Source organism: Desulfosporosinus burensis (genome assembly GCF_054657535.1).
Window position 1 is genome coordinate 15,893 of record NZ_BAAHYN010000021.1, and the last position, 21,213, is coordinate 37,105.

Below are 21,213 nucleotides of genomic sequence, written 5' to 3' on the forward strand. Positions count from 1 at the left end.
GCAAGAAATACCCATCGTAGTTGCTCTACTAATAAGGCTCCCAAAACTCATGCCTATTTCGTGTGATATAATAAACCCAATTCTATGGAAAGATGGTGAAAAAGTGGAGGACTATTGTGCTATTCAAATCGAACCAATAAAATTTGACTTTGGATATAGTTGCCCTGAGTGCGGCGATAAGGGGAGACTAATGAAAATCATTACTTTGAAAAGCCTGTTAGTGCCAAGTGCATTAGCTAAACTAGAACCTTCAGCTTCTTACAAAATGTGTAGCAACAAAGCCTGTTTGGTAGTTTATTTTAACGATAAACTAGACGTATTTGAAACGAAGGATATAAAAGTTGACGTGTACACAAAAAGCGAGGATGAAGACTGTCCAGTTTGTTACTGTTTCGGATGGACTAAGAAAAGAGTGATACAAGAATTTGAGGAAACGGGCAGAACTACCGCCTTAGACGAGATAACTGCACATACAAAGGCTGGTCGTTGTGGCTGTGAGGTAAATAACCCAGAAGGTTCTTGTTGCATCAGTAACGTAAAACGCCTTTTGGAGTCAATTAGTAAGGAGGACTAATTCGTGTTTAACTCAATTATGTTATTTATTCTCGCTGGTTTAGCCGAAATAGGTGGAGGTTATCTAGTGTGGCTTTGGCTTCTACGTTCATTAGTCAATAATAATAACGAGCAGAGATGATAAAAATGAGGTAATTTAGACGTGGATGTTCAGAAGCTATCGAACAGAGACAAGAAAAAACAAGCCCTTAAATTTATTATACTTTTTGGATTAGTCAGTGCCCTCGGAGATATTCAATATGAAGGGGCGAGAAGCGTTCAGGGTCCCTACTTAGCCTTTTTGGGAGCAAGCGCTGGGGTCATAGGACTTATTTCTGGATTCGGTGAATTTTTAGCCTATGCTGTTCGTCTTGTATCAGGTTATTTCTAGCATCAGATAAAACAGGTAAGCCTTGGAGTATGGCCATTATAGGATATGGGATGCTCATTGCAGTACCGCTCTTGGCCTTAGCTGATCATTGGCAGCTTGCAGCGGTGTTTGTGTTTCTGGAGCGGACCGGTAAAGCCTTGAGAAGCCCAGCTAAGGATGTCATGTTATCCCATGCTACGAAGCAAGTGGGAACAGGTATGGGTTTTGGGATTCATGAAGCCATTGATCAGATTGGGGGGATCATTGGGCCTCTATTGTTTACAGTGGCTTTGGCCATAAATAATGATTACAAGATGGGGTATACCCTTATGTGGATACCTGCCTTGTTAACCGTAGCGGTGCTTTTAACTGCCCGATGGAAAGTCCCCGAGCCGGCCTTGTTAGAGGATTGCGCGGAAACTCAAAAAGACAAACCTTCAGGGATGAGCAAGCTCCCCAGAATGTTTTGGGTCTATAGTCTATTTATCTTCTTTAGTGTTCTGGGATTCGCTAACTTTACCTTAATTTCCTTTCATTTAATATATCGTGGGATAGTGGCTCAGGGGTTTATTCCTATTCTCTATGCTATTGCGATGGCTGTGGATGCCGTGGTCGCTTTAATCGCAGGTAAACTCTATGACAGGGTTGGACTCGGTTTCCTTATTATCCTGCCGATTTTAACATTACCGATTGTTTTCTTAGGGTTTTCCTTCCATTACGAATATGTTTTAGTCGGGGTTGTTTTGTGGGGGGCGGTTATGGCTATGCATGAATCAATTATGAGAGCAGGAATTGCTGATCTCATCCCCAAAGACGGTCGTGGTCGAGCTTATGGTGTTTTTAATACGATATATGGTATTTCTTGGTTAATTGGAAGCGCCCTGATGGGATACCTTTATGAAAGTTCAATTTCTAGTATTTTCGTGTTCGTCTTGGTTGCCGAGATCATAGCAATGGTTGTTTTCTTACGGTTTAAGCGAGACTTACAGGGCGCAGCGAGAGGTGTTTTGAGGTGATCACGTGAGCCCTACCGCGGCAAATAAATTATTAGTGTCTTAAGAATGCCTTAAGACGCTAAGTTTCTAAGAGCAAACCGAAGCCGTCTTCTATTTTGTACCCTGGGAAGCAGAGGAGACCGTTGGATACACGCGTTTAAATCGTTGGGAGAAAAGAAATAATGGTGAATAGAAGCAAATGTTGAGCAGTAGAGACCACTCGTCAAATTCGAGTGGTCTCTACTGTAGATGGCTATCCAGAATCTGATTTATCTGTTTCTCATGGCAGCATAGAATTTTTTCAAGTTATCGGGCATGGAATATTCCGGCTCTTTCTGTACATCGCCACTTTCACCATATATTGCTTTTAGTAATGCCTCAATAATCATTGCATTAGGTGGTATCGTGTATTCGTTTCCTTGATAGACCCAAACCCGGCAGTCCACTTCATCCCCGCACAAATCACCACAAGACTCGCACAAACTTTCTTTTACGTCCATTTGAATGTCCCGTCCGTTCACACGGATCGTAGGGGAACTAATAAACTGATATTGCTTGGCAAGTTCTTCACTAACAACGTTGATTTTGTTAACCAACACTTCAACACCCGTAGCTTCAAGGACCTTTGACACTTCTGCTAAAGCTTCATCAAGGCTTGTATCCGCTCCTTGGCAGCGTGTACAAACGCTAACGTCAAGAAACAAAAAATCAATGACAATTCGTTTTTTCTCCATTTGGAGAGCCTTAGGGACATCACAGCAACCCGGACCGCAGGAACAGCCATCAAGCGTAACGGTTTGGGTACTCAGGTTCGTATCACCACAATCTGAACAACAGGAACAGCCTTCAGAAACATTGTTGTTATCAACCACTTAAAACAACTCCTTATAGTTATTTATCTTTCGACTTTAACTATAAAGACGCGGGACAGGAAAAAAAGACGCATTATTTACGTCTTTTTTTCAACAAAATTTACAATCACTGCATTTATGCTGGTAATCTATGACATTGCCCCGACGGTCAAATTCTTTGGGTTGTGGCAGGTCAATACTGATTTCACATTAGTCACTTTAAATTTACTAAATAATAATATAAGATTATTATAATAATCCTTTTGGAACTGATTGGGGAGATAATATAATGTTATATGGAAAATTGAAAGAATATAGGGCTTTACTCACGTTCCCATCGTTAACGGAGGCTTTGGGCGCAGAGCGGGTTTTCTCCCGTTATGAGTGTCCCTTTGACACGATTCCTACCCCAATGCGTTTGAGATCCGGTTGTAACACAGCTTTGTGCTTTCCACTGGAGCGTAAAGCGATCATTGATGATCTTATCGATGATGGAGTGGTGCTTACAGGGATGTACGAAGCACGGGAAGATGGATTCTTCTCGCTAGTCTGGTGAAAGGAGTTGCTTTATGATTTATTTAGATAATGCAGCCACAACTTGGCCAAAACCGCAACAAGTTGTGGACGCCATCCAGGAGGTCCTCGTGCACACGGGAGGGAGTGCTGGTAGGGGAGGGCATGGTTCGGCAATGCAGATGGCTCGGCTCGTTCATCAGACGAGGCAAGATTTGTGTATTTTGTTTGGCACGGATGACCCGAAAAGGGTTGTCTTTACTCAGAATGCCACCCATGCTTTAAATCAAGCGATATTTGGGTTTTTACAGCCGGGGGATCATGTCATCACGTCCTCAATCGAGCATAATGCGGTGGCCCGCCCCCTTTGGGCCTTGAAACAAAGAGGGGTAGAGGTTAGTGAAGTTCCGGGGATACCTGGAAAAGAGTTTGATTTAGAGGCTTACGACAAGGTTTTTCAGACGAATACTAAGTTAGTGGTAACGTTGCATGCCTCAAATGTTACTGGGACATTGTTACCAGTAAAAGAGATTGGTCAAATCGCCCATGAACATAAGGCGTATTATTTGCTAGATGCTGCGCAAACAGCAGGAGTTTTTCCTATTGATGTGGGACGCCAGTCCGTGGATTTACTCGCGTTTCCCGGACATAAAGGCCTTTTAGGTCCTCAAGGGACGGGAGGACTCATTGTTCAGCCAGGAATTCGATTGGAGCCGTTAATCTACGGTGGCACGGGGAGTCTATCAGAAGAGGATCGTCAGCCAGAATTTCTGCCGGATGCCTTGGAAAGTGGCACTTTAAATGGAGCTGGAATTGCAGGGCTAGGGGCAGGCGTACGGTACATACTTAGGGAAGGCGTAGATAGGATAAGGGTTACAGAGCAGGCGCTTTGCCGGAAATTATGGGATGGCTTGCGGCAAATTCCAGGCGTTAAGCTTTACGGAAGTGATATGGTGGAGCGGCGGTCGCCTATTGTGGCCTTTAACATAGGAGATATGGATTCCGTAGAAGCTAGCTTTAGATTAGAAGAAAAGGCAGGAGTCATTGCTCGGGCTGGGTTACATTGTGCTGCCCATGCCCACAGGATGCTGGGAACGTTGGATCAGGGGGTCGTTCGCTTTAGCCCTTCACATTTCACGAGTGAGGAAGAGATTAATGCGGCATTACAGGCGGTAAAGAGGGTAGCAGAGGAGTTGGGCTAATCTGTTCGGTAGTCGTGAATTATTGAAAGAGGCATTTGTACAGAAGGGTACAGATGCCTCTATTACTTTTCGGTCTGATGATCTACTTCTTAGGGGAGATAAAAGCTGGGCAAAAAAGATTAAAAATATAGTGCACAGACTATAGAATGGTAGTATAATATTAGTATATGATAATTACATAATATAAAGAGGTGTTAAGATGATCAATTCCAAGGAGCAATTGAGTGATATCTGCGTTCTTGGCGGCGGTCCTGCGGGATATGTAGCGGCTATACGCGCAGCTCAATTGGGTGCAACTGTATTTAGACAAAAAAATGTGAATAACCGACTAATTCTCCTGGGCTAGAATCGTGCTTTATAGGCTCGGTGTGATGGAAACAAAGGATGACTTAGATTGGAGCGTATTCTTCAAACGCAAGGAATCTCCGTCAATCATTACTTTCTCGTCTTCGTCCCACATCCTGAACTTAATCTCTCTCATAAAAAGTGACCTTAATTGAGCAAAGAGGAGGTTGGAGGCACTTGCCTTAATCGAGGATGTATTCCCACAAAAGCATTGCTAAAAACATCCGAAGTTCTATATCTACTGAGGAAATCCAAGGAATTCGGCCTAGCAGCAACCGTTTCATCCATTGATGCGAGGGTTCTCCAGTCTAGGAAGGATAGAGTTGTCAAAAGCCTCAGGATGGGTGTAGAGCATCTGCTTTCAAAGAATGGGATTGAGGTTCTGAAAGGAAGGGGGCGGATTGAATCAGCGAAACGAGTGATCGTTAATACCGCAGCTGGAGAAGTTGCAGTGAACTGCAACCGTCTAATTATTACGACGGGTTCGGAGCCCTTAATACCTGACATACCAGGCGTTACGTTAGCAGGAGTTATTACGAGCGATGAGGCTCTTGAACTAACCGAGATTCCTGAAAGTATTACCATTATAGGTGCTGGGGCCATTGGGATGGAATTTGCCACTCTGTATCATTCCCTTGGTTCAAAGGTTACTGTGATAGAAGTGAAGGATAGGATCATTCCTAATGAGGACAGGGAAATAACGGCGGAACTCTTAAAGATCATGAGGAGGCAAGGGATTAAATTTCAGCTTGGTTCAAGGGTCAAAGGAATTAGTGAATCTCCAAACGGGCTTGAAACCCGGGTTTATAGTGATGGAAAAGAAGTGTCTCTGATCACCGAAAAAGTTCTTGTGGCCGTGGGAAGAAAGCTGGGGGGAGTATCGCCTGACATTAGTTCTCTTGGCATAGAGGTAACAAAAGGTTCCATCATTGTTAATGAACATATGGAAACCAATGTTCCTGGGGTTTATTCTGCGGGAGATGTGATTGGTGGAAGTTTGCTGGCCCATCTGGCCTTTGCAGAAGGTCGAGTGGCTGCCGAAAATCCCGTAGGTATCAAGAGTAGGCTGAACTACAACGCAGTGCCTTCCTGTGTTTATACCAATCCAGAAGTGGCTGCAGTCGGCTTGAGTGAAGAGCAAGCGAAGGAAAAGGGCATCGCGGTCAAAGTGGGACGCTTTGATTTTAGAAACAATGGCAGGGCGTTATGCCATGGAGAGAGGGAAGGTTTTGTTAAAGTCATAACCGAGGAGGGTACAGACGTAATTTTAGGAGCCCGAATTCTGGGACCTCATGCCTCAGAATTGATCTCCGAGATAACCTTGGCAGTAAGTCTAGGGGTCAAAGCAGAAGTCTTGGCGGATATGATCCATCCTCATCCAGCCTTAGCTGAAGCCGTGATGGAAGCGTGCGGAGATGCGATTGGCAGGGCGATTCACAAATAGAGGCACGAGGAAAGAGGCATGAGGTTCGAGTGCAGGTGCAATTCTGGGCCTTGACTGGCTTCGTAAGGGTATCTTCGTATTCGGTGATATTTATAAATTCTAAATTTTAAAATTGGAGGAGATCAAAATGTCTAAAAAACAGTTACCAGGTTTTATCATGTGCGTTTGTACGGGGAAATGTCCGGGTTTTCAAAATATGGATATCTGGGATTTCATCAACCAGGTCAGAGTTGAGCTGCCGGTGGAATACGGATTTATTCACCCCCAGTTATGCGAAGAAGATGGGGACCTTTTCCTAGCAGATTATCTAAAAGCCCACAGGAAGGTCATTATCGGTGCGTGTGCCCCGAATATGCAGAGGAAAATGTTCAAGCAGGCATTTAAAGATGCAGGACTGGATCTGGAAAAGGATGCCTACATGCTAGATATTCGGGATATGACCAATGAAGCAGCATTCCAAAAGGTCGAAGAATTAGTAGAGAAAATCGAAGCGGAGGGATAAGCATGAGTGAAGAGACATTTATGGGGGTTCCGAGAAACACTATTGATTGGAGCCCAATTATAGATTTTAGTAAATGTAACTACTGTATGGAATGCGTTAAATTTTGCCCGCACCAGGTTTTTGAAGTCAGGGAAAATGAGGAGAAAAAGTTCATAGTAAAAAATTCGTACAACTGTGTCGTCTTTTGCCGGGCCTGTGGAAAAACCTGTGGTTTGGATGCCATAACCTTCCCGAATAAGGGAGAAACTACAAAAAAAATCAAGGAAACTCGAAAGGGGATAGCAGGCAATGAGTAAAAGCTTTGCCGTTCTGCCCTGTAATGGGCTGGATAAAGGCGCAGGTTGTATTTCGAGGGAAATAGCTTTAAATCTTATTGAGAAATCTGACAGTGAAATGATCTGTCCGGTTTTATACAGAGTAGCGGAGGCCAGATATACTAAAATTGCCCAAGAAAAGCCGCTCCTGGTGATTGACGGCTGTCAGACACGATGCGCCAGTAAGCTTGCTTCGGAAAAGGGTTTAAAAGTTACAGGCAAAATCACAGTAACCGAAGAAGGCAAAAATAGGGGGGTTGATCTGGGAGACTCCTTAAGGCTCGGGGAAAATGACGTGAAATTGGCTGAGATGATTGCAGATGAACTCCTTTTGGAGAAGGAACCAGACAAGGCACCCGAAAGTGTAACGGCGTCAGACACGGAAATAGTTTATCCAGAAACCTATGATTATGAGGTTTACAAAAAGGATAAATTCATTTTTCGAGTCCCCAAAGAAGGCTTATTATTCAATGAAAACGATAGTTGGGTGTATATATCCGGCAACAAAGCAAGGGTAGGTGTGACGGATTATGTCCAGCAGAGTTTATCCGATATTATGTTTTTTACCCCACCGATTGTCGGAAGCGAGGTAGAGCAGTTTGGTGAGCTAGGCGCGATTGAATCGGGTAAAGCGGTTTTCGAAGTGGTCTCCCCTGTGACGGGCAGGATTACAGCTGTTAATGAAGAACTTTCGGTTGCCCCGGAACTCATCAACCAGAATCCTTACGAAAAAGGCTGGATCGCTGAAGTTGAATTAACGGATTTAGAAAGCGATAAAGAATTGCTGCTTGAGTTTGACGGATATTTCAAGATTTTAAAGAGGAAGGTGGATGAGTTTCATGTCTGATCGAATCAAAGTAATCCCCTGCAGCGGGATGGGCAAGGTATATGGTCTTGTGGCGAGGGAAAGTGCGTTGAAGGTTGTTCAGGAGCTGTGCCCTCAGGAATCCGGCACGGTGTGTCTAGCTTACATTGTTACAGGGGATCAGGAGGCTAAGGAATTAATCGAGGGAGTCAAATGTATTACTCTCGATGGTTGTCCTTCCATGTGTGCGGCAAAAAACGCTGAGTTGGCAGGTGGATTAGTCGTTGAAAAGGTGAGGGTCATCGATTCGTTTCGGAAACACAAAGGAGCTAAGCCGGGGACTGCAACGGAACTCACGGAAGAGGGCTGGCAGATTGCGGATGAAATTGCAGGCGAGATAGCTGAAAAAGTAAAACTATTAAGCAAGGAGGGGTAAAAATGTCCATAAATATGGTTAAAATCGGCGTTGTATCTTGCAGTGGAGAGGACTGTCTGGGAGGGACGATCTCTAGACTGGCAACCCGAAAAATGCTTGAAATCCGTTCAGATGCGACAGTGACGATATGTCTGCCACTTTTTTTAGCAGGGGGAGTGGAAGAAAGAGGATTTGCTGAAAAGTTTCCGACGATATCCGTGGATGGTTGTTTAAAAGCTTGCGCCAAAAGGGCTACTGAGAAATATAGTGGTAAGGTGAGTGCCGCAATCGATGTTTCGGATTTAATAGGAAAAGACGTTGCCGAAGCAGGAGCCTTATCTAGTAGAAACCTGACGGATGAACACAAGGCAATGGTTGAAAAGGTCGTTGGCGAGATAACGACTAAGTTTGATGAGGTATTGCGGGCTGCTCAAAGAGATCAAGTGGCTAAAGGTCTAGCCATGGTAGGCAGTGGACCCTCTGGGGGCTGTGGATGCGGCTGTGGTCCGAAGTAATGCGAATTTGTAGTGATGTTTAGAAATAGTTATCCTTTTTAACTCAAAAGGAGGAGACGAAAGACATGCCCGAAAATGACAACAGCGATTTATGCTTGGTCGTCTGTCCTGGCGGTTCTAATGTATCTCTGATGGCCTATGAAGCTGCAACCAGACTGGAAAAGAAGGGATACGGAAAATTTGTGCGGCTGGCTGGTGTCAAAGCCAAAGAGAAAGATCTAATAAGGTTGGCTGATGCGGCAAAGTATGCAAAACAATGGGTTTTGATTGAGGGATGTAGCAAAGGATGCGGAAAGAAGGTTCTTGACGGTGCAGGGATTGAGGCGGATAAGCATTTTTTAGTGACCAGTCTCGGTATTGAACGGGAAAACAAAATTGACTATACGCAAGAGGAGTTAGAACAAGTTCTAACTGCAGTCAAGTGCATGGTTGAGTAGAATGAGTTAATTGAAAGAAAAACGACTTTAATAAAAAGGGGAGAGGTTATAATGACTAAGAGTTGGTATCCGATCATTAATTACGATAATTGTATTGAATGTGGGTCCTGTATTAATAAATGCACACATGGGGTTTACGAAAAAGACAGCACAAAACCTATTGTCATTTATCCAGAGGGATGCATTGATCGCTGTACAGGGTGTCAGACTTTATGTCCGGCAGAAGCGATTCAGTATAATGGAGATACGGGTGGCCCCAAGACAACCTGCAGCTGCGGAAGTTGCTGATAAAACGAACGAGAGTGAACTCGTTCAACAAAAGTTGAACATCGAGACTTCGGTGGGGGAGACTATCGTCACCGAAGCGGAGTACGGGGTACCACTCCCACTTGAGGAAGTGGGAGTCTCACGATTGGATGAATTTAAGGAATTGAAGGGTGAAGGAAGCATGAACAAAAACAAGATCATCATGTTGCTCGGGTTAGCAGGTTTTATCGTCATGGCAGATAACTGGGTAGTGTCTCCTATACTGCCGGCTATATCGCAGAATTTAGAGATTGACATTTCAAGGGCGGGACTCTTAATCACGGCCTACATGCTTCCCTTTGGTATTTTTCAGATCATCTTTGGTCCCTTGGCAGATCGATATGGGAAAAAGCAGGTCATTACCTTGGCGATGATTATGTTTACGGTAGCGACTGGGCTTTGTGCGTTAGGCTCAAGTCTAACCAGTTTGTCAATATATCGGGCTTTGACCGGGGTGTTTGCTGCATCGGTTATGCCAATTTCCCTCGCTTTGATTGGGGATATGTTCCCTGTCCAGGAAAGACAGAGTGCGATAGGGACATTTATGGGCATATCGTTTCTTGGGCAGGGACTCAGTATGGCCATTGGAGGTACAATTGCTTACTTCCTTAATTGGAGAGGAGTCTTCGGCGCCTATGCGATACTGGCCATAATTCCAACCTTACTGCTGATGAATAATTACAAGACACTTCCTTCGGAAAAACACCCTGACAGCAAAATTTTTGCGCCATATGCCAAGCTGCTCGGAACGAGCAGGAGTTTGTATACCTATATCATCGTTTTACTGGAGGGTATTTTCATTATTGGGAGCTTTTCTTATGCAGGGGTATACATCGCCAAAACGTATGGATTCAACTATTTATATATCGGTTTAATTATGACGGCTTTTGGGATTATGTCGGTTATCGGCGGGCGGCTGAGCGGTAAGCTAGCGGCTAAAATGGGTGCGCGCAAAGTATTGAGCTTAGGACTGGTGTCAGCAGCAGTTGCTGATATCATTATCTATCAATATGGTAACAGCTTGGGAATGTTGATCCTGGGTATTGCCTTGTTGGGGCTTGGTTTCATCTTTACTCATTCCACGCTCCTCACAAGAGCTACAGAGTTTGCCCAGAAGGCAAGAGGTGCAGCCATGTCCTTGGTCGCTTTCTGTTTCATGGGTGGAGGCGGTATCGGTACCGCAATTGGCGGTAGGGTAATTTCAGCCGTGGGGCTCAATAACCTTTTCCTGATGAATGGTATTGCTCTGATCATCACCTTGCTTTTGAGCTTTGTATTGATCCGGGATCATGTTTTGGAACCTAATGAATCCAAGGAAATGATCGGAAATATGTAAAATTAAGTAAGAAAGAGAACGTGAACTATGATCATTCAGATTCAAACTCGCATCTACAAATCATTATCTCACGACCCGTGGGTGAATTTGGCTATAGAGGAACATTTACTGGAGCAAATAACCGAAGAAGAGTTAATCCTTTATTTATGGCAGAATGACAACACAGTGGTTATCGGCAGAAATCAAAATGCTTGGAAAGAGTGTCGGCATCTTGAATTGGAACGAGACGGTGGGAAACTAGCCCGACGTTTATCCGGAGGTGGGGCAGTTTTCCACGATTTAGGAAATTTAAACTTTACCTTCATTATGAATAAAAAGCATTATGATTTATCGAAACAGCTAACCGTAATTTTGCAGGCGGTAAAAAAACTTGGCATAAAGGCCGAGTTTACGGGGCGTAACGACTTGGTGATCGGAGAGAAGAAGTTTTCCGGTAACGCTTACTTTTTTAATAAAGATAATGCTCTGCATCACGGCACGATCCTTATTAATAGCGATCTGACGAAGCTTAGTCGTAACTTACAGGTATCCCGTGAAAAGATAATTTCCAAGGGCATCGATTCTGTTCAGTCCAGAGTGGTTAATCTAACGGAAGTTTGCAAGACAGTCACTTTAGCAGGTGTGATAGAAGGTATGGAAGAGAGCTTTATCGATGTTTATGGGGGAAACGTTCAAGAAATAGCTGTGGACCGCAAAGACCTCAATATTGAATCCCTAGTTCGGAAGTATTGCTCTTGGGAATGGCGATTTGGTAAAACTCCAAAGTTCGATATTTCGTTTAGCCGCCGATTTGGTTGGGGCGAGGTGGAACTAGGGTTTTGTTTGAAAAATGGTCACATTGATTCTGTGCAAGTTTTTTCGGATGCTATTGAAGAGGGCTTGATCAGAGATATGGGGAAAAGTCTTGAAGGATGCTCGTTTGGGAAAGACAGGATGATTGAGCGTTTAATAAAGGTCGATGGCCAATCTGAAAATCAAGCGATTATTATTAAGGATGTAGCCCTATGGCTTACTGAAACAGAGTTATAGACTGAGAAAAACCTCCTGTGCCAATTGTTCAAGTGCAGGAGGCTCTCTAATTAGATAACCGTAGCTCAACTAGGTAATGGAAGCCAGGATTGAAGCAATGATAACTGTGGTAGGAAATGGTGGGAGGGTGTGTGAACATGAAAACATGTCTTAACTGCGGTCTGTGTATTGAAGACAGCAACGACCTCGTAAGCTGTTTTAAGTACAAAACCCTGAGCAATTCCCAAGAGGAGAAAAATAACTGCATCTATTACATTGAAAAAATCGTAGAGGATGGTGAACCCTTGCCTCCAATACAGCACCTTCTTTTGGTAGAACAAGAATTGGGGAAGCGAAAAATGAAGATTAGTATTAATGATGGATTGAGGGTGTAATGCTCCCTTTTGGTTGTCCATGAGTTGCCCGAAATCTTGTGGCTGTTGATTGACTCGATGTACTGGTTGCCAAGCATTATGTCCGGCAGAAGCGATCGAATATTATGGCAGTACGGCTAAAAGTGCGAATGGAAACAAGACATGCGGCTGTGGGAGTTGTTGAAAGAAGGGTGAGGAGGAAAAACTTATGGTTCAGGTAGAAGTGTTCGGAATCCGTGAAGAAGCCCCAGCCAATTCGTGTAGTTGCGGTGGTGCCTGTGGCTCTGAAACTAAAAAAACCATGGGGGAAATGTTTGAGAATTTGGTCCGGTTTTTCCAGGAAAGTGATCTGGCGGCTGACGTACGATTGCAGTTTATCGATGTTTTTGAAGATGATTTAAAGGGCTATGATAAGCCCCATACGATGTTTAAAAATGGTTTTACTTTACCGCTGGTGGCGGTTAACGGTGTTGTCCGTTTTTATGGTGGAATCAGCAATAGCAAGATATATGATGAGGTTAGGAAGAGTTCCAGGGTGGCTTTTATGTAGGTCGGGAAGTTGCCAAGGCAAAAAAGTGGCATGTTGGATTGTATTATTAATCCTCATGCCATTTCGTATGTAAAAAAGATGTTTTTGTACTTCTAAATATTGATCCAATAGCTATACCAAATTAATGATGATAGAAGCACTGGATTTACTTGTTGGAAACTTGAATCCGCCATAAAAAAATCACAAGTTTTGTTTCGAACACTCCCTTTTGGGATTAGTTGACTTCTGCTTGAAAATATTGACAAGTATTTATGTATTAATATATTATAAAATAGATAAGTATCGATATGAGGCAAAAATATGGCTGGCACATGAAAGCGTGGCGCTAGCCAAGTATTCTATATACTGATCAGAAAGTATAACTTGCGTTATATACTTTCTGTAGCAGTGCAACTAAGGCGGCTGCCTTCGCCAAGGGTCCCTTCTCGCCATCCTTGGCTACAGGGACACTCGGCCATCCATGGCCAGCGCTTGGCGCCAGTTAAGTTTTCTTTATATTAATACTTAGAAATGAAATGGAGGTAGGAAAGCTTAATGAATAATAAAGAGAAAAAACCTAAATCAGTCCTTAAAATCATGGCTCCTTTGCTTATCATCGTAGTAATAGTAGGAATTTTTATCCTAAAAGGTAATCAGGAAAAGCCCATAGCAGCTAACACAGGAGATCTCGCCCTTGAGGCAACTGCAATAGACCTTGAACAGCTAAAATCTTATGGTTTACCTATTGTGATTGATTTTGGGGCAGATTCCTGTATTCCTTGTAAAGAAATGGCGCCAGTACTTAAGGAACTTAATAAGGAGATGCAGGGCAAGGCCGTTGTAAAGTTCGTAGATGTTTGGAAAAATCAAAATGCAGCCGCTGATTTTCCTGTACAGGTAATCCCAACGCAGTTTTTCTTTGATAGAGAGGGCAATCCCTTTGTGCCTCAAGATGCAGAAGCTATGCAAATAATGTTGTATTCCACTCGTGATACCAACAAACATGTTTATACTGCACATCAAGGAGGTATGACGGAAGAACAACTTAGAGCTGTACTAAAGGAGATGGGTGTGGAATGATCAATGAATGGCTTGATATTCTTTCGACACTTATCTCGCAAAGTATGTGGGTAGCTCCCTTGCTTGCTTTGCTCGCGGGAGTGCTAACTTCCCTAACACCTTGCTCCTTATCAAGCGTTCCACTTGTCATTGGATATGTAGGCGGCACTGGAAACAATGACCCTAAAAGGGCATTTCTGCTTTCTCTTACCTTTTCAGCAGGCTCAGCAGTTACATTTACCATATTAGGAACAGTTTCATCACTTGTCGGCAGACTAATGGGAACATCGTCGTCATGGTGGTATCTTTTGCTAGGTGTGCTGATGGTGTTAATGGCTTTGCAAACATGGGAAATTTACAATTTTATTCCGTCAACCTCTCTAATTGCCAAGAACACCAGAAGAGGGTACATCGGAGCATTTATAGCAGGAATATTAGGCGGTGTGTTTTCGTCCCCCTGTGCAACTCCTGTACTGATTACACTTCTTGCTATTGTAGCGGAAAGAGGCAGCTTGTTATGGGGAATTGTTCTGTTATTGCTCTATTCAGTAGGTCACAGTGCCTTAGTGCTTGTAGCAGGAACATCGATTGGTTTTGTAAAAAATATGACATTAAGCAATAGATATGGTACCTTCAGCAAGGTGTTGAGAATTGTCATGGGAAGTGTAATTCTGCTTATTGCATTTTATATGTTCTTTTTAGGCTTTTAACCTTAGGAACTGCTTAGCTTTCCGTCGCAACGGACGGATGAAAACCGTCTTCGTTCTTCGATGATAGTAATGCTGACCGGCATTTCGACCAAGGCGGATCCATCCCGCGGCACTGTAACACGTTCCTTTCTCTGAATTTTTGTTAATATACCCCTATAAGCGCTATCATGAAACCAATGGTGCCGGACTGAGAAGCGCCAGATGGAGCCAAAATAGGTTTAGAGTGTAGCAATCCTCAAGCGCTGGTATACCTGCAACCGGATAAAGTTGTCTTGGATTATGGAAATGACATTGTGGAGCAGAGGTCGCCCATTGTTGCCTTTAATATTGGGGAACTTGATTCCTTAGCAGCGGGCTTTATATTAGAAGAGAAGGCAGGAGTCATCGCCCGAGCAGGGTTACACTGTGCTGCCCATGCCCACAGGATGCTAGGAACCTTGGATCAGGGGGTCGTTCGCTTTAGCCCTTCCCATTTTACGAGTGAGGAAGAGATTAAAGCTACACTACTGGCGGTAAAGAGGGTGGAAGAGGAGTTGGGCTAATCTGTTCGGCAGCCGTGAGTTATTGATAGAGGCATTAGTACTAAGGGTACAGATGCCTCTATTACTTTTCTGTTTGATGATTTGATTTTTAAGGAAAGAGATAAGCTATAGGCCAAAAAGGATTTAAAAAATAGTGCATAGATTATATATCTATATCATCGTTTTACTGGAGGGTATTTTCATTATTGGGAGCTTTTCTTATGCAGGGGTTTACATCGCCAAAACGTATGGATTCAACTATGTATAGATTGGTTTAATTATGACCACTTGAAGGTCTCCTTTATTATTTCCTTTAAAAGCCAATATGTTATCAAAGACACAAGACGAATCTTATATTTGGGTTATGTGTAGATACCTATGCGCTAATACAATTATATTTTAATCACATTGACATCCATAGATATGAGACTTACAATGTACATATCGATTAAAATAGATATGGGGTGTACAATGGAAACTAAATATGAAAACAATGCAAAAGTATTTAAAGCACTTAGCGATCCAAATCGGTTGATAATCATTGAAATGTTACAAAGCAGAGAGAGGTGTGCCTGCGAAATCCTAGAAGATCTGAATATTTCGCAATCCACCTTATCGCACCACATGAAGATGTTATGTGATTCGGGACTTGTTGGTTATCGCCGTCATGGAAAATGGATGTACTATTCCTTGAGCAAAGAGGGTTGTGAGGCAGCAAAAAACCTGCTTAATGAAATTACAACGATAAGGCATAATAGCAACGAGAGAAATCTTATACCAGGATGTTAAGATTAAGTTCAACTCATTTTCAGAAGAGTTTAAGATTCCACCTGAAGTAAGTTGCCTTTATAAATTATAATGAGGAGTGTTTACTTATGAAAAAAATGCAAATCTTCGAGCCTGCTATGTGCTGTTCCACAGGTCTATGTGGAGTTGGGGTTGACACTGAATTGCTTCGGATTTCTACTGTTCTTAATTCACTTAAGAAAAGCGGCATTGAGGTTGACCGTTTCAATCTTACAAATGCTCCTATGGAATTTGTCAACAATAAGGCGGTGAATGACCTTCTCAAAACCAAAGGAGTTGATGATTTGCCAGCTACTGTCTTAGACGGTGAAATTTTAATAACCAGTAGATATCCTAGCAATGAAGAATTTGCGAAGCTCCTCGATATCCCGATTAGCTTTTTAGGTGAGCAAGAAAAGGGATTTAATATGATTCCTAAGAGTTCAGGAGGATGCGATTGTTCTAACGGGAGTTGCTGATCCTGTATTATTCAATAATAACAAACGGGGGTAACTAATTATGGAGATTTTTAATCCACAGAAAATTAAGCTTACAAAATATTTATTTTATACAGGCAAAGGCGGTGTCGGTAAAACCTCAACTGCTTGCGCTACTGCGGTCACCCTTGCGGACAGTGGTAAAAAGGTGCTTCTTATCAGCACTGATCCTGCTTCAAACTTGCAGGACGTTTTTAACACCGAACTGACGAATAAGGGTATTCCCATTAAAGAAGTGCCAAATCTAGTTGTCGCCAACCTTGATCCCATCCAGGCGGCAGCGGAATATAGGGAAAGTGTAATCGCTCCCTACCGTGGCAAACTGCCCGATGCAGTGCTAAACAATATGGAGGAACAACTTTCTGGCTCTTGTACTGTTGAAATTGCTGCCTTTAATGAGTTTTCCAACTTTATAACCGATGAAAAAACGCAAATAGAATACGATCATGTTATTTTTGATACTGCTCCAACAGGTCACACACTCAGAATGCTACAACTACCATCTGCATGGAGCAACTTCATTAGTGAAAGCACCCACGGTGCATCTTGCTTGGGACAACTATCAGGATTAGAGAGCAAAAAGGAAATTTATAGAAAGGCTGTGAAAACCTTAGCCGATAGCAAATTGACAACCCTCATTCTGGTTTCACGTCCCGAAGCACCACCCCTCAAGGAGGCAGATAGAGCGTCCAGAGAGCTTGCGGAGATAGGCGTAAACAATCAGGTAATGGTTATTAATGGTGTACTAACCTCGTATGATGATAGTATTTCTGAGAGCCTCTATCACAAGCAACAGAAAGCACTTGCTGAAATACCGCTGGGTTTACAAAAACTTATCACTTACACTGTACCGCTCCGAGCTTATAACATTACAGGTATAAACAATGTAAGAGCATTGCTGACTACGGATAATTATATCGTCCGTGATGAAACGATACAGGCTCAGGCGATCCCTCAGCTTAAGAATGTCATTGAGGATCTGTACAACACCAATAAAAAGGTCATCTTTACCATGGGTAAAGGTGGTGTAGGTAAGACGACCATTGCGGCGGCGGTTGCTATGGGATTATCCGTAAGAGGTAAAGCAGTACACCTTACTACCACCGATCCCGCGGCACATCTTAAATTCGTGATCGATGAAAACAGTGGGATCAGCTTAAGTCATATTGACGAGCAAGCTGAACTGAGAAAATATCAAGAGGAAGTGCTTTCGAAGGCAAGAGAAACTATGTCCGATGAGGATATTGCCTATATCGAAGAAGATTTACGCTCCCCTTGTACACAGGAGATTGCAGTGTTTAGAGCTTTTGCACAGATTGTGGACAAGGCAGAAGATCAAGTTGTTGTCATAGACACTGCTCCGACCGGGCATACACTCTTGCTGCTTGATTCCACGCAGAGCTATCACAAGGAAATCCAGCGTTCACAAGGTAACATTCCCGAATCCGTGAAAAATCTGTTGCCACGGCTCCGTAATGCTGACGAAACTGAGGTTATCATTGTTACGCTTGCTGAAGCCACACCCGTATATGAGGCAATGCGTCTCGAAGAAGATTTGAAACGTGCAGGTATTGCGACCAAATGGTGGATAATTAATTCCTCACTGTATCATACCAGTACAACGAATAAATTGTTATCTGCCAAGGCAAGCAACGAGATTGAGTGGATCAACAAAGTCGATGAACATTCAGATGGAAAATTAGCCGTTATTGCTTGGAGTGACGATGAAATCAAAGGGGATAAGTTGCTTACCTTATGATATTTAATTCGACCCCTACACAGAGACCGATTAGCTGTCTTTGTGTAAGGTGAAATTAATATAGGGATAAGGCCCTTTTTTAAATAACAAAATCGTAGTTGAAATCTTACAGAATATATAATAATATAATTATATAGGAATATCTTACTATGAGACGATATAGTTACAGAAAGGAGGTAAGCTCTTGAGCACTACACCGCGTATTGAGGCAATGGCCGAAGAATTCAAGGTATTAGGAGATAAAACGCGGTTGAGGATTTTATCATTACTTCAGGGACGAGAGTTATGTGTTTGTGATTTAACAGAAGTGTTCGAAATAAGCCAACCGGGAGTGTCCCAACATATGAGGCGTCTTCGACAAACGGGATTTGTAAATGAACGTCGCGGAGGACAATGGACTTATTATTCACTGAATATGGGAAATCCACTGATAACCTTACTTTTGCCTATGTTTCCCAAGGTTGAGGAAGACGAGGAACGGCTAATGCTTGCCAAAGGATGTAAGACTTAAGTAATGAGGCTGGGTATTACTATTAGATAACTATATAAGGAGTTGATAAAGCATGAGTGTCGAATTGTCAGTAAGTCGTAAGTTATCAACACTGGACCGCTATTTGACTTTGTGGATTTTTTTAGCAATGGCAGTGGGTGTTGGTATAGGGTATGCATTCCCTGGTACCTCTGATTTTATTAACCAATTTCAGATGGGGACGACTAATATTCTGATTGCCGTGGGCTTAATCGTGATGATGTATCCACCCCTAGCAAAAGTGAAATATGAGGAAATCGGACGTGTCTTTAGAAATGGTAAAGTCATGACCTTATCGTTAATTCAAAACTGGATTGTAGGGCCAATTTTAATGTTTGCTCTTGCAGTAATTTTCTTGCATAATTACCCAGAGTATATGGCGGGACTTATTATGATAGGCCTAGCCCGTTGTATTGCCATGGTAATTCTCTGGAACAGCCTGGCTAAAGGAGACTCAGAGTATGCTGCAGCGTTGGTTGCTCTGAATTCTGTTTTTCAGGTTATCTTCTATTCGGTCTATGCCTACATCTTTCTTACTGTCCTACCAAGCTGGCTCGGTCTTGCTTTAAATATTAACGTAAACATCAGTATTTGGGAGATTGCCCAAAGTGTCCTTATTTATTTAGGAATTCCTTTTTTTGCGGGGATGCTTACGCGCTTAATACTTTTACCTATGAAAGGAAAAGAGTGGTACGAGAAAAAATTTATTCCTAAGATTAGCCCACTCGCGCTAATTGCCTTGCTCTTTACAATTATTATCATGTTCTCGCTCAAAGGTCAGACTATTGTTTCCGTACCGTTGGATGTTGTAAGAATTGCGATACCTCTATTGATTTACTTTACAGTTATGTATCTTGTCTCTTTCTATATGGCTTGGCGACAAGGACTTCCCTATGGTCAAACTGTCACCTTAGCTTTTACGGCAGCGAGCAATAACTTTGAACTGGCCATTGCTGTTGCTGTTGCGGTGTTTGGAATTAACTCCGGAGCTGCGTTCGCAGCAGTCATCGGCCCGCTGATCGAAGTGCCTGTAATGATCGCCTTAGTTAATGTTAGTTTGACCTTCGGGAGGAAGTATTTTAATAAGGAGGGAGTACCGATTAGAGGATAGCAGGATCTATACAGAAAATGAGAAGAAGAGGGAACAGAGGTACCCTCTTCTTCTCATTTTAATTTAACACAGACTTAATGACTCAGTGACGTATAAAGCTAAAAATTGAAAACTGTTCTTAATTCTAGGACAAGATCGGGGAAAATTGATACTTCGACACTATCTGCATCAGTATACAACTCAGGCCGTCCATATCTGTTGTTATCCTGTAAAATAAATACGCTTACGATCTTTGTGTCTGGCGCCACTATCCAATATTCCTTCACGCCAGCCTTTTCATATGCCCAAAATTTGGTGAGTCTGTCGATTCTCTCTGTTGAAGGTGATAGTATTTCAATTATTAATTCTGGTGTACCGCAATACCCACTCCCTATAAGTTTAGATTTATCGCATATTACAAGTATATCAGGCTGAATTACTATAGTAGCATGTTCATCATCTTCGTCAATCTTAGGTAATCTTAGGTCAAATGGAGAAATGAACGCTCTGCATTCTTTGCCTGATAGATAGTTTCTGAGCTGTGCGGCTAATTCCAAAAGTATGTTTTGGTGTTGCCAAGTTGGCGCTGATTGCATATAGGGTACTCCGTCAATGATTTCCCATCGTTCATCGTCTGGAAATTCCAGATAATCAGCATATGTATATCTTTTTGCTTCGTCTGGTAATGGCATATGGCTCCCCCCCTAATAACATATTATACCAGATATTTGCACAGATTACATCTCACTATTACCGGGCGGTTGATTTTATGCTTAGCATGTTCTAGCTAGGATTTCTAAAAAACTAGGTTTTTCCCAAAAGTTGGATTTATTGAAATAAGATCTATTCGGTGACAAGGCGGGATTAAAAAGGTAGAATATAGAGTAGCAAACATGGTGGCTGAAAATGGAGGAAATTATGCAACTTATTCTTATCATCATCGGAATTAACATTGTCTATGTATCCATGTGCACTTTACGTATGATTTTCGTCATAAAAGGGCAGAGAATTATAGCATCCATTCTTTCCGTAGCTGAGATTTTTGTCTATATGATGGGGTTAGGGATTGTTCTGAAAAACCTTGATAATTATTGGAATATAGCAGCTTACTGCGTCGGTTATGGCTTAGGGGTGTATATCGGCAGTCGAATCGAGGAGTATATTGCGTTGGGTTATGTGACAGTTCAAGTGACTGTGGATTGTGTTGAAATAGAAATACCGTCCAAACTACGGGAGTATGGATATGGTGTCACTTCTTGGTTAGCCGATGGCAAGGATGGTCCACGGCTCATGATGCAGGTTTTGGCCAAGAGGAGTAATGAGCGCCAGCTAGTTGACATCCTCGATAAGCTCTGCCCTAAAGCGTTTGTTGTCTCTTATGAACCAAAAAATTTCAAAGGTGGATTTTGGATTAAACGAATGCCCAAGTCTTTTTAATAATAAGCAATC

The 21,213-nt window shown here is 42.6% G+C and carries 29 protein-coding genes and 1 pseudogene; 28 read left to right on the top strand and 2 right to left on the bottom strand.

Annotation, left to right across the window (positions count from 1 at the left end):
- The first annotated feature begins 49 nt into the window (after positions 1–49).
- The 4 genes and pseudogenes from ACYQ3Q_RS25780 (at position 50) to ACYQ3Q_RS25795 (ending at position 1,938) form a co-directional block, all read left to right on the top strand.
- A complete protein-coding gene (locus ACYQ3Q_RS25780; protein WP_459931350.1) occupies positions 50–574 on the top strand; it encodes a putative iron-sulfur cluster-binding metallochaperone in 525 nt (174 codons plus the stop codon).
- Between the two features lie 3 nt (positions 575–577).
- Positions 578–655 (top strand): annotated as a pseudogene (locus tag ACYQ3Q_RS25785) (YnfA family protein); the annotation flags it as partial.
- 60 nt (positions 656–715) lie between these two features.
- On the top strand, positions 716–943 hold the full coding sequence (locus ACYQ3Q_RS25790; RefSeq protein ID WP_459931280.1) for a hypothetical protein: 228 nt from the start codon (positions 716–718) through the stop codon (positions 941–943).
- 29 nt (positions 944–972) lie between these two features.
- Positions 973–1,938 (top strand): MFS transporter, encoded by a 966-nt coding sequence (locus ACYQ3Q_RS25795; protein ID WP_459931281.1) that lies wholly within the window; start codon positions 973–975, stop codon positions 1,936–1,938.
- A 248-nt stretch (positions 1,939–2,186) separates the two neighbouring features.
- Here the strand turns inward: ACYQ3Q_RS25795 and ACYQ3Q_RS25800 are convergent, their stop codons facing one another.
- Complete coding sequence (locus ACYQ3Q_RS25800) at positions 2,187–2,789, bottom strand: DUF2703 domain-containing protein (protein WP_459931282.1); 603 nt, start codon at positions 2,787–2,789, stop codon at positions 2,187–2,189.
- A gap of 268 nt (positions 2,790–3,057) precedes the next feature.
- On the opposite strand from ACYQ3Q_RS25800, the gene ACYQ3Q_RS25805 reads away from it, so the two are divergent.
- The 23 genes from ACYQ3Q_RS25805 to arsB all read left to right on the top strand — a co-directional run bounded on the left by ACYQ3Q_RS25805 (position 3,058) and on the right by arsB (position 19,785).
- The gene (locus ACYQ3Q_RS25805) at positions 3,058–3,324 is read left to right on the top strand and encodes a putative Se/S carrier protein (protein ID WP_459931283.1); all 267 of its coding nucleotides are present in this window, start codon (positions 3,058–3,060) and stop codon (positions 3,322–3,324) included.
- A gap of 13 nt (positions 3,325–3,337) precedes the next feature.
- Positions 3,338–4,483 carry an aminotransferase class V-fold PLP-dependent enzyme gene (locus ACYQ3Q_RS25810; protein ID WP_459931284.1) on the top strand — a complete coding sequence of 382 codons (1,146 nt, stop codon included), beginning with the start codon at positions 3,338–3,340 and terminating at the stop codon, positions 4,481–4,483.
- A gap of 199 nt (positions 4,484–4,682) precedes the next feature.
- A complete protein-coding gene (locus ACYQ3Q_RS25815) occupies positions 4,683–4,829 on the top strand; it encodes an FAD-dependent oxidoreductase (protein WP_459931285.1) in 147 nt (48 codons plus the stop codon).
- A gap of 150 nt (positions 4,830–4,979) precedes the next feature.
- Entirely contained in the window at positions 4,980–6,272 is a 1,293-nt protein-coding gene (lpdA, locus tag ACYQ3Q_RS25820) for a dihydrolipoyl dehydrogenase (RefSeq protein ID WP_459931286.1), read from the top strand.
- 127 nt (positions 6,273–6,399) lie between these two features.
- The gene (locus tag ACYQ3Q_RS25825) at positions 6,400–6,774 is read left to right on the top strand and encodes a hypothetical protein (protein ID WP_459931287.1); all 375 of its coding nucleotides are present in this window, start codon (positions 6,400–6,402) and stop codon (positions 6,772–6,774) included.
- Between the two features lie 2 nt (positions 6,775–6,776).
- Positions 6,777–7,070 (top strand): 4Fe-4S dicluster domain-containing protein, encoded by a 294-nt coding sequence (locus ACYQ3Q_RS25830; protein WP_459931288.1) that lies wholly within the window; start codon positions 6,777–6,779, stop codon positions 7,068–7,070.
- Positions 7,063–7,935, top strand: coding sequence for a putative zinc-binding protein (locus tag ACYQ3Q_RS25835; protein ID WP_459931289.1), 873 nt, complete (start codon positions 7,063–7,065; stop codon positions 7,933–7,935). Before ACYQ3Q_RS25830 ends, ACYQ3Q_RS25835 begins: the two co-directional genes overlap by 8 nt.
- Positions 7,928–8,329, top strand: coding sequence for a putative zinc-binding protein (locus ACYQ3Q_RS25840; protein WP_459931290.1), 402 nt, complete (start codon positions 7,928–7,930; stop codon positions 8,327–8,329). Before ACYQ3Q_RS25835 ends, ACYQ3Q_RS25840 begins: the two co-directional genes overlap by 8 nt.
- A gap of 2 nt (positions 8,330–8,331) precedes the next feature.
- On the top strand, positions 8,332–8,823 hold the full coding sequence (locus tag ACYQ3Q_RS25845; protein ID WP_459931291.1) for a putative zinc-binding protein: 492 nt from the start codon (positions 8,332–8,334) through the stop codon (positions 8,821–8,823).
- Positions 8,824–8,888: 65 nt separating this feature from the next.
- Entirely contained in the window at positions 8,889–9,260 is a 372-nt protein-coding gene (locus ACYQ3Q_RS25850; protein ID WP_459931292.1) for a putative zinc-binding protein, read from the top strand.
- A 51-nt stretch (positions 9,261–9,311) separates the two neighbouring features.
- Complete coding sequence (locus ACYQ3Q_RS25855; RefSeq protein WP_459931293.1) at positions 9,312–9,548, top strand: 4Fe-4S dicluster domain-containing protein; 237 nt, start codon at positions 9,312–9,314, stop codon at positions 9,546–9,548.
- Positions 9,499–10,902, top strand: coding sequence for an MFS transporter (locus ACYQ3Q_RS25860; RefSeq protein ID WP_459931294.1), 1,404 nt, complete (start codon positions 9,499–9,501; stop codon positions 10,900–10,902). Before ACYQ3Q_RS25855 ends, ACYQ3Q_RS25860 begins: the two co-directional genes overlap by 50 nt.
- A 27-nt stretch (positions 10,903–10,929) precedes the next feature.
- Positions 10,930–11,931, top strand: a complete 1,002-nt coding sequence (lplA, locus tag ACYQ3Q_RS25865; RefSeq protein WP_459931295.1) for a lipoate--protein ligase — start codon at positions 10,930–10,932, stop codon at positions 11,929–11,931.
- Between the two features lie 137 nt (positions 11,932–12,068).
- The gene (locus ACYQ3Q_RS25870) at positions 12,069–12,305 is read left to right on the top strand and encodes a hypothetical protein (protein ID WP_459931296.1); all 237 of its coding nucleotides are present in this window, start codon (positions 12,069–12,071) and stop codon (positions 12,303–12,305) included.
- A gap of 187 nt (positions 12,306–12,492) precedes the next feature.
- Complete coding sequence (locus ACYQ3Q_RS25875; RefSeq protein ID WP_459931297.1) at positions 12,493–12,834, top strand: hypothetical protein; 342 nt, start codon at positions 12,493–12,495, stop codon at positions 12,832–12,834.
- A gap of 534 nt (positions 12,835–13,368) precedes the next feature.
- Complete coding sequence (locus ACYQ3Q_RS25880; protein ID WP_459931298.1) at positions 13,369–13,893, top strand: thioredoxin family protein; 525 nt, start codon at positions 13,369–13,371, stop codon at positions 13,891–13,893.
- Complete coding sequence (locus ACYQ3Q_RS25885) at positions 13,890–14,582, top strand: cytochrome c biogenesis CcdA family protein (RefSeq protein WP_459931299.1); 693 nt, start codon at positions 13,890–13,892, stop codon at positions 14,580–14,582. The genes ACYQ3Q_RS25880 and ACYQ3Q_RS25885 overlap by 4 nt, the downstream gene beginning before the upstream one ends.
- A gap of 272 nt (positions 14,583–14,854) precedes the next feature.
- Complete coding sequence (locus tag ACYQ3Q_RS25890; RefSeq protein WP_459931300.1) at positions 14,855–15,124, top strand: aminotransferase class V-fold PLP-dependent enzyme; 270 nt, start codon at positions 14,855–14,857, stop codon at positions 15,122–15,124.
- 450 nt (positions 15,125–15,574) lie between these two features.
- Positions 15,575–15,892 carry an ArsR/SmtB family transcription factor gene (locus tag ACYQ3Q_RS25895; RefSeq protein ID WP_459931301.1) on the top strand — a complete coding sequence of 106 codons (318 nt, stop codon included), beginning with the start codon at positions 15,575–15,577 and terminating at the stop codon, positions 15,890–15,892.
- Between the two features lie 86 nt (positions 15,893–15,978).
- A complete protein-coding gene (gene arsD / locus ACYQ3Q_RS25900) occupies positions 15,979–16,368 on the top strand; it encodes an arsenite efflux transporter metallochaperone ArsD (protein ID WP_459931302.1) in 390 nt (129 codons plus the stop codon).
- A gap of 40 nt (positions 16,369–16,408) precedes the next feature.
- Positions 16,409–18,145 (top strand): arsenical pump-driving ATPase, encoded by a 1,737-nt coding sequence (gene arsA / locus ACYQ3Q_RS25905; protein WP_459931303.1) that lies wholly within the window; start codon positions 16,409–16,411, stop codon positions 18,143–18,145.
- 184 nt (positions 18,146–18,329) lie between these two features.
- Complete coding sequence (locus ACYQ3Q_RS25910) at positions 18,330–18,656, top strand: ArsR/SmtB family transcription factor (protein ID WP_459931304.1); 327 nt, start codon at positions 18,330–18,332, stop codon at positions 18,654–18,656.
- A gap of 52 nt (positions 18,657–18,708) precedes the next feature.
- Positions 18,709–19,785 (top strand): ACR3 family arsenite efflux transporter, encoded by a 1,077-nt coding sequence (gene arsB / locus ACYQ3Q_RS25915; RefSeq protein WP_459931305.1) that lies wholly within the window; start codon positions 18,709–18,711, stop codon positions 19,783–19,785.
- A 98-nt stretch (positions 19,786–19,883) separates the two neighbouring features.
- Here arsB and ACYQ3Q_RS25920 read toward each other — a convergent pair whose 3' ends face one another.
- Complete coding sequence (locus ACYQ3Q_RS25920) at positions 19,884–20,456, bottom strand: Uma2 family endonuclease (protein WP_459931306.1); 573 nt, start codon at positions 20,454–20,456, stop codon at positions 19,884–19,886.
- A 214-nt stretch (positions 20,457–20,670) separates the two neighbouring features.
- On the opposite strand from ACYQ3Q_RS25920, the gene ACYQ3Q_RS25925 reads away from it, so the two are divergent.
- Positions 20,671–21,201, top strand: a complete 531-nt coding sequence (locus ACYQ3Q_RS25925; RefSeq protein ID WP_459931307.1) for a DUF2179 domain-containing protein — start codon at positions 20,671–20,673, stop codon at positions 21,199–21,201.
- Positions 21,202–21,213: the final 12 nt, after the last annotated feature.

Coding starts and splice junctions, on each gene's coding strand:
- ACYQ3Q_RS25810 (WP_459931284.1), top strand. CDS start 3,338: ATGATTTATTTAGATAATGCAGCCACAACTTGGCCAAAACCGCAACAA.
- ACYQ3Q_RS25795 (WP_459931281.1), top strand. CDS start 973: ATGGCCATTATAGGATATGGGATGCTCATTGCAGTACCGCTCTTGGCC.
- ACYQ3Q_RS25860 (WP_459931294.1), top strand. CDS start 9,499: ATGGAGATACGGGTGGCCCCAAGACAACCTGCAGCTGCGGAAGTTGCT.
- ACYQ3Q_RS25850 (WP_459931292.1), top strand. CDS start 8,889: ATGCCCGAAAATGACAACAGCGATTTATGCTTGGTCGTCTGTCCTGGC.
- arsA (WP_459931303.1), top strand. CDS start 16,409: ATGGAGATTTTTAATCCACAGAAAATTAAGCTTACAAAATATTTATTT.
- lplA (WP_459931295.1), top strand. CDS start 10,930: ATGATCATTCAGATTCAAACTCGCATCTACAAATCATTATCTCACGAC.
- ACYQ3Q_RS25885 (WP_459931299.1), top strand. CDS start 13,890: ATGATCAATGAATGGCTTGATATTCTTTCGACACTTATCTCGCAAAGT.
- ACYQ3Q_RS25925 (WP_459931307.1), top strand. CDS start 20,671: ATGGAGGAAATTATGCAACTTATTCTTATCATCATCGGAATTAACATT.
- arsB (WP_459931305.1), top strand. CDS start 18,709: ATGAGTGTCGAATTGTCAGTAAGTCGTAAGTTATCAACACTGGACCGC.
- ACYQ3Q_RS25825 (WP_459931287.1), top strand. CDS start 6,400: ATGTCTAAAAAACAGTTACCAGGTTTTATCATGTGCGTTTGTACGGGG.
- ACYQ3Q_RS25780 (WP_459931350.1), top strand. CDS start 50: ATGCCTATTTCGTGTGATATAATAAACCCAATTCTATGGAAAGATGGT.
- arsD (WP_459931302.1), top strand. CDS start 15,979: ATGAAAAAAATGCAAATCTTCGAGCCTGCTATGTGCTGTTCCACAGGT.
- ACYQ3Q_RS25840 (WP_459931290.1), top strand. CDS start 7,928: ATGTCTGATCGAATCAAAGTAATCCCCTGCAGCGGGATGGGCAAGGTA.
- ACYQ3Q_RS25875 (WP_459931297.1), top strand. CDS start 12,493: ATGGTTCAGGTAGAAGTGTTCGGAATCCGTGAAGAAGCCCCAGCCAAT.
- ACYQ3Q_RS25835 (WP_459931289.1), top strand. CDS start 7,063: ATGAGTAAAAGCTTTGCCGTTCTGCCCTGTAATGGGCTGGATAAAGGC.
- ACYQ3Q_RS25880 (WP_459931298.1), top strand. CDS start 13,369: ATGAATAATAAAGAGAAAAAACCTAAATCAGTCCTTAAAATCATGGCT.
- ACYQ3Q_RS25845 (WP_459931291.1), top strand. CDS start 8,332: ATGTCCATAAATATGGTTAAAATCGGCGTTGTATCTTGCAGTGGAGAG.
- ACYQ3Q_RS25920 (WP_459931306.1), bottom strand. CDS start 20,456: ATGCCATTACCAGACGAAGCAAAAAGATATACATATGCTGATTATCTG.
- ACYQ3Q_RS25895 (WP_459931301.1), top strand. CDS start 15,575: ATGGAAACTAAATATGAAAACAATGCAAAAGTATTTAAAGCACTTAGC.
- ACYQ3Q_RS25855 (WP_459931293.1), top strand. CDS start 9,312: ATGACTAAGAGTTGGTATCCGATCATTAATTACGATAATTGTATTGAA.
- ACYQ3Q_RS25830 (WP_459931288.1), top strand. CDS start 6,777: ATGAGTGAAGAGACATTTATGGGGGTTCCGAGAAACACTATTGATTGG.
- ACYQ3Q_RS25870 (WP_459931296.1), top strand. CDS start 12,069: ATGAAAACATGTCTTAACTGCGGTCTGTGTATTGAAGACAGCAACGAC.
- ACYQ3Q_RS25805 (WP_459931283.1), top strand. CDS start 3,058: ATGTTATATGGAAAATTGAAAGAATATAGGGCTTTACTCACGTTCCCA.
- ACYQ3Q_RS25815 (WP_459931285.1), top strand. CDS start 4,683: ATGATCAATTCCAAGGAGCAATTGAGTGATATCTGCGTTCTTGGCGGC.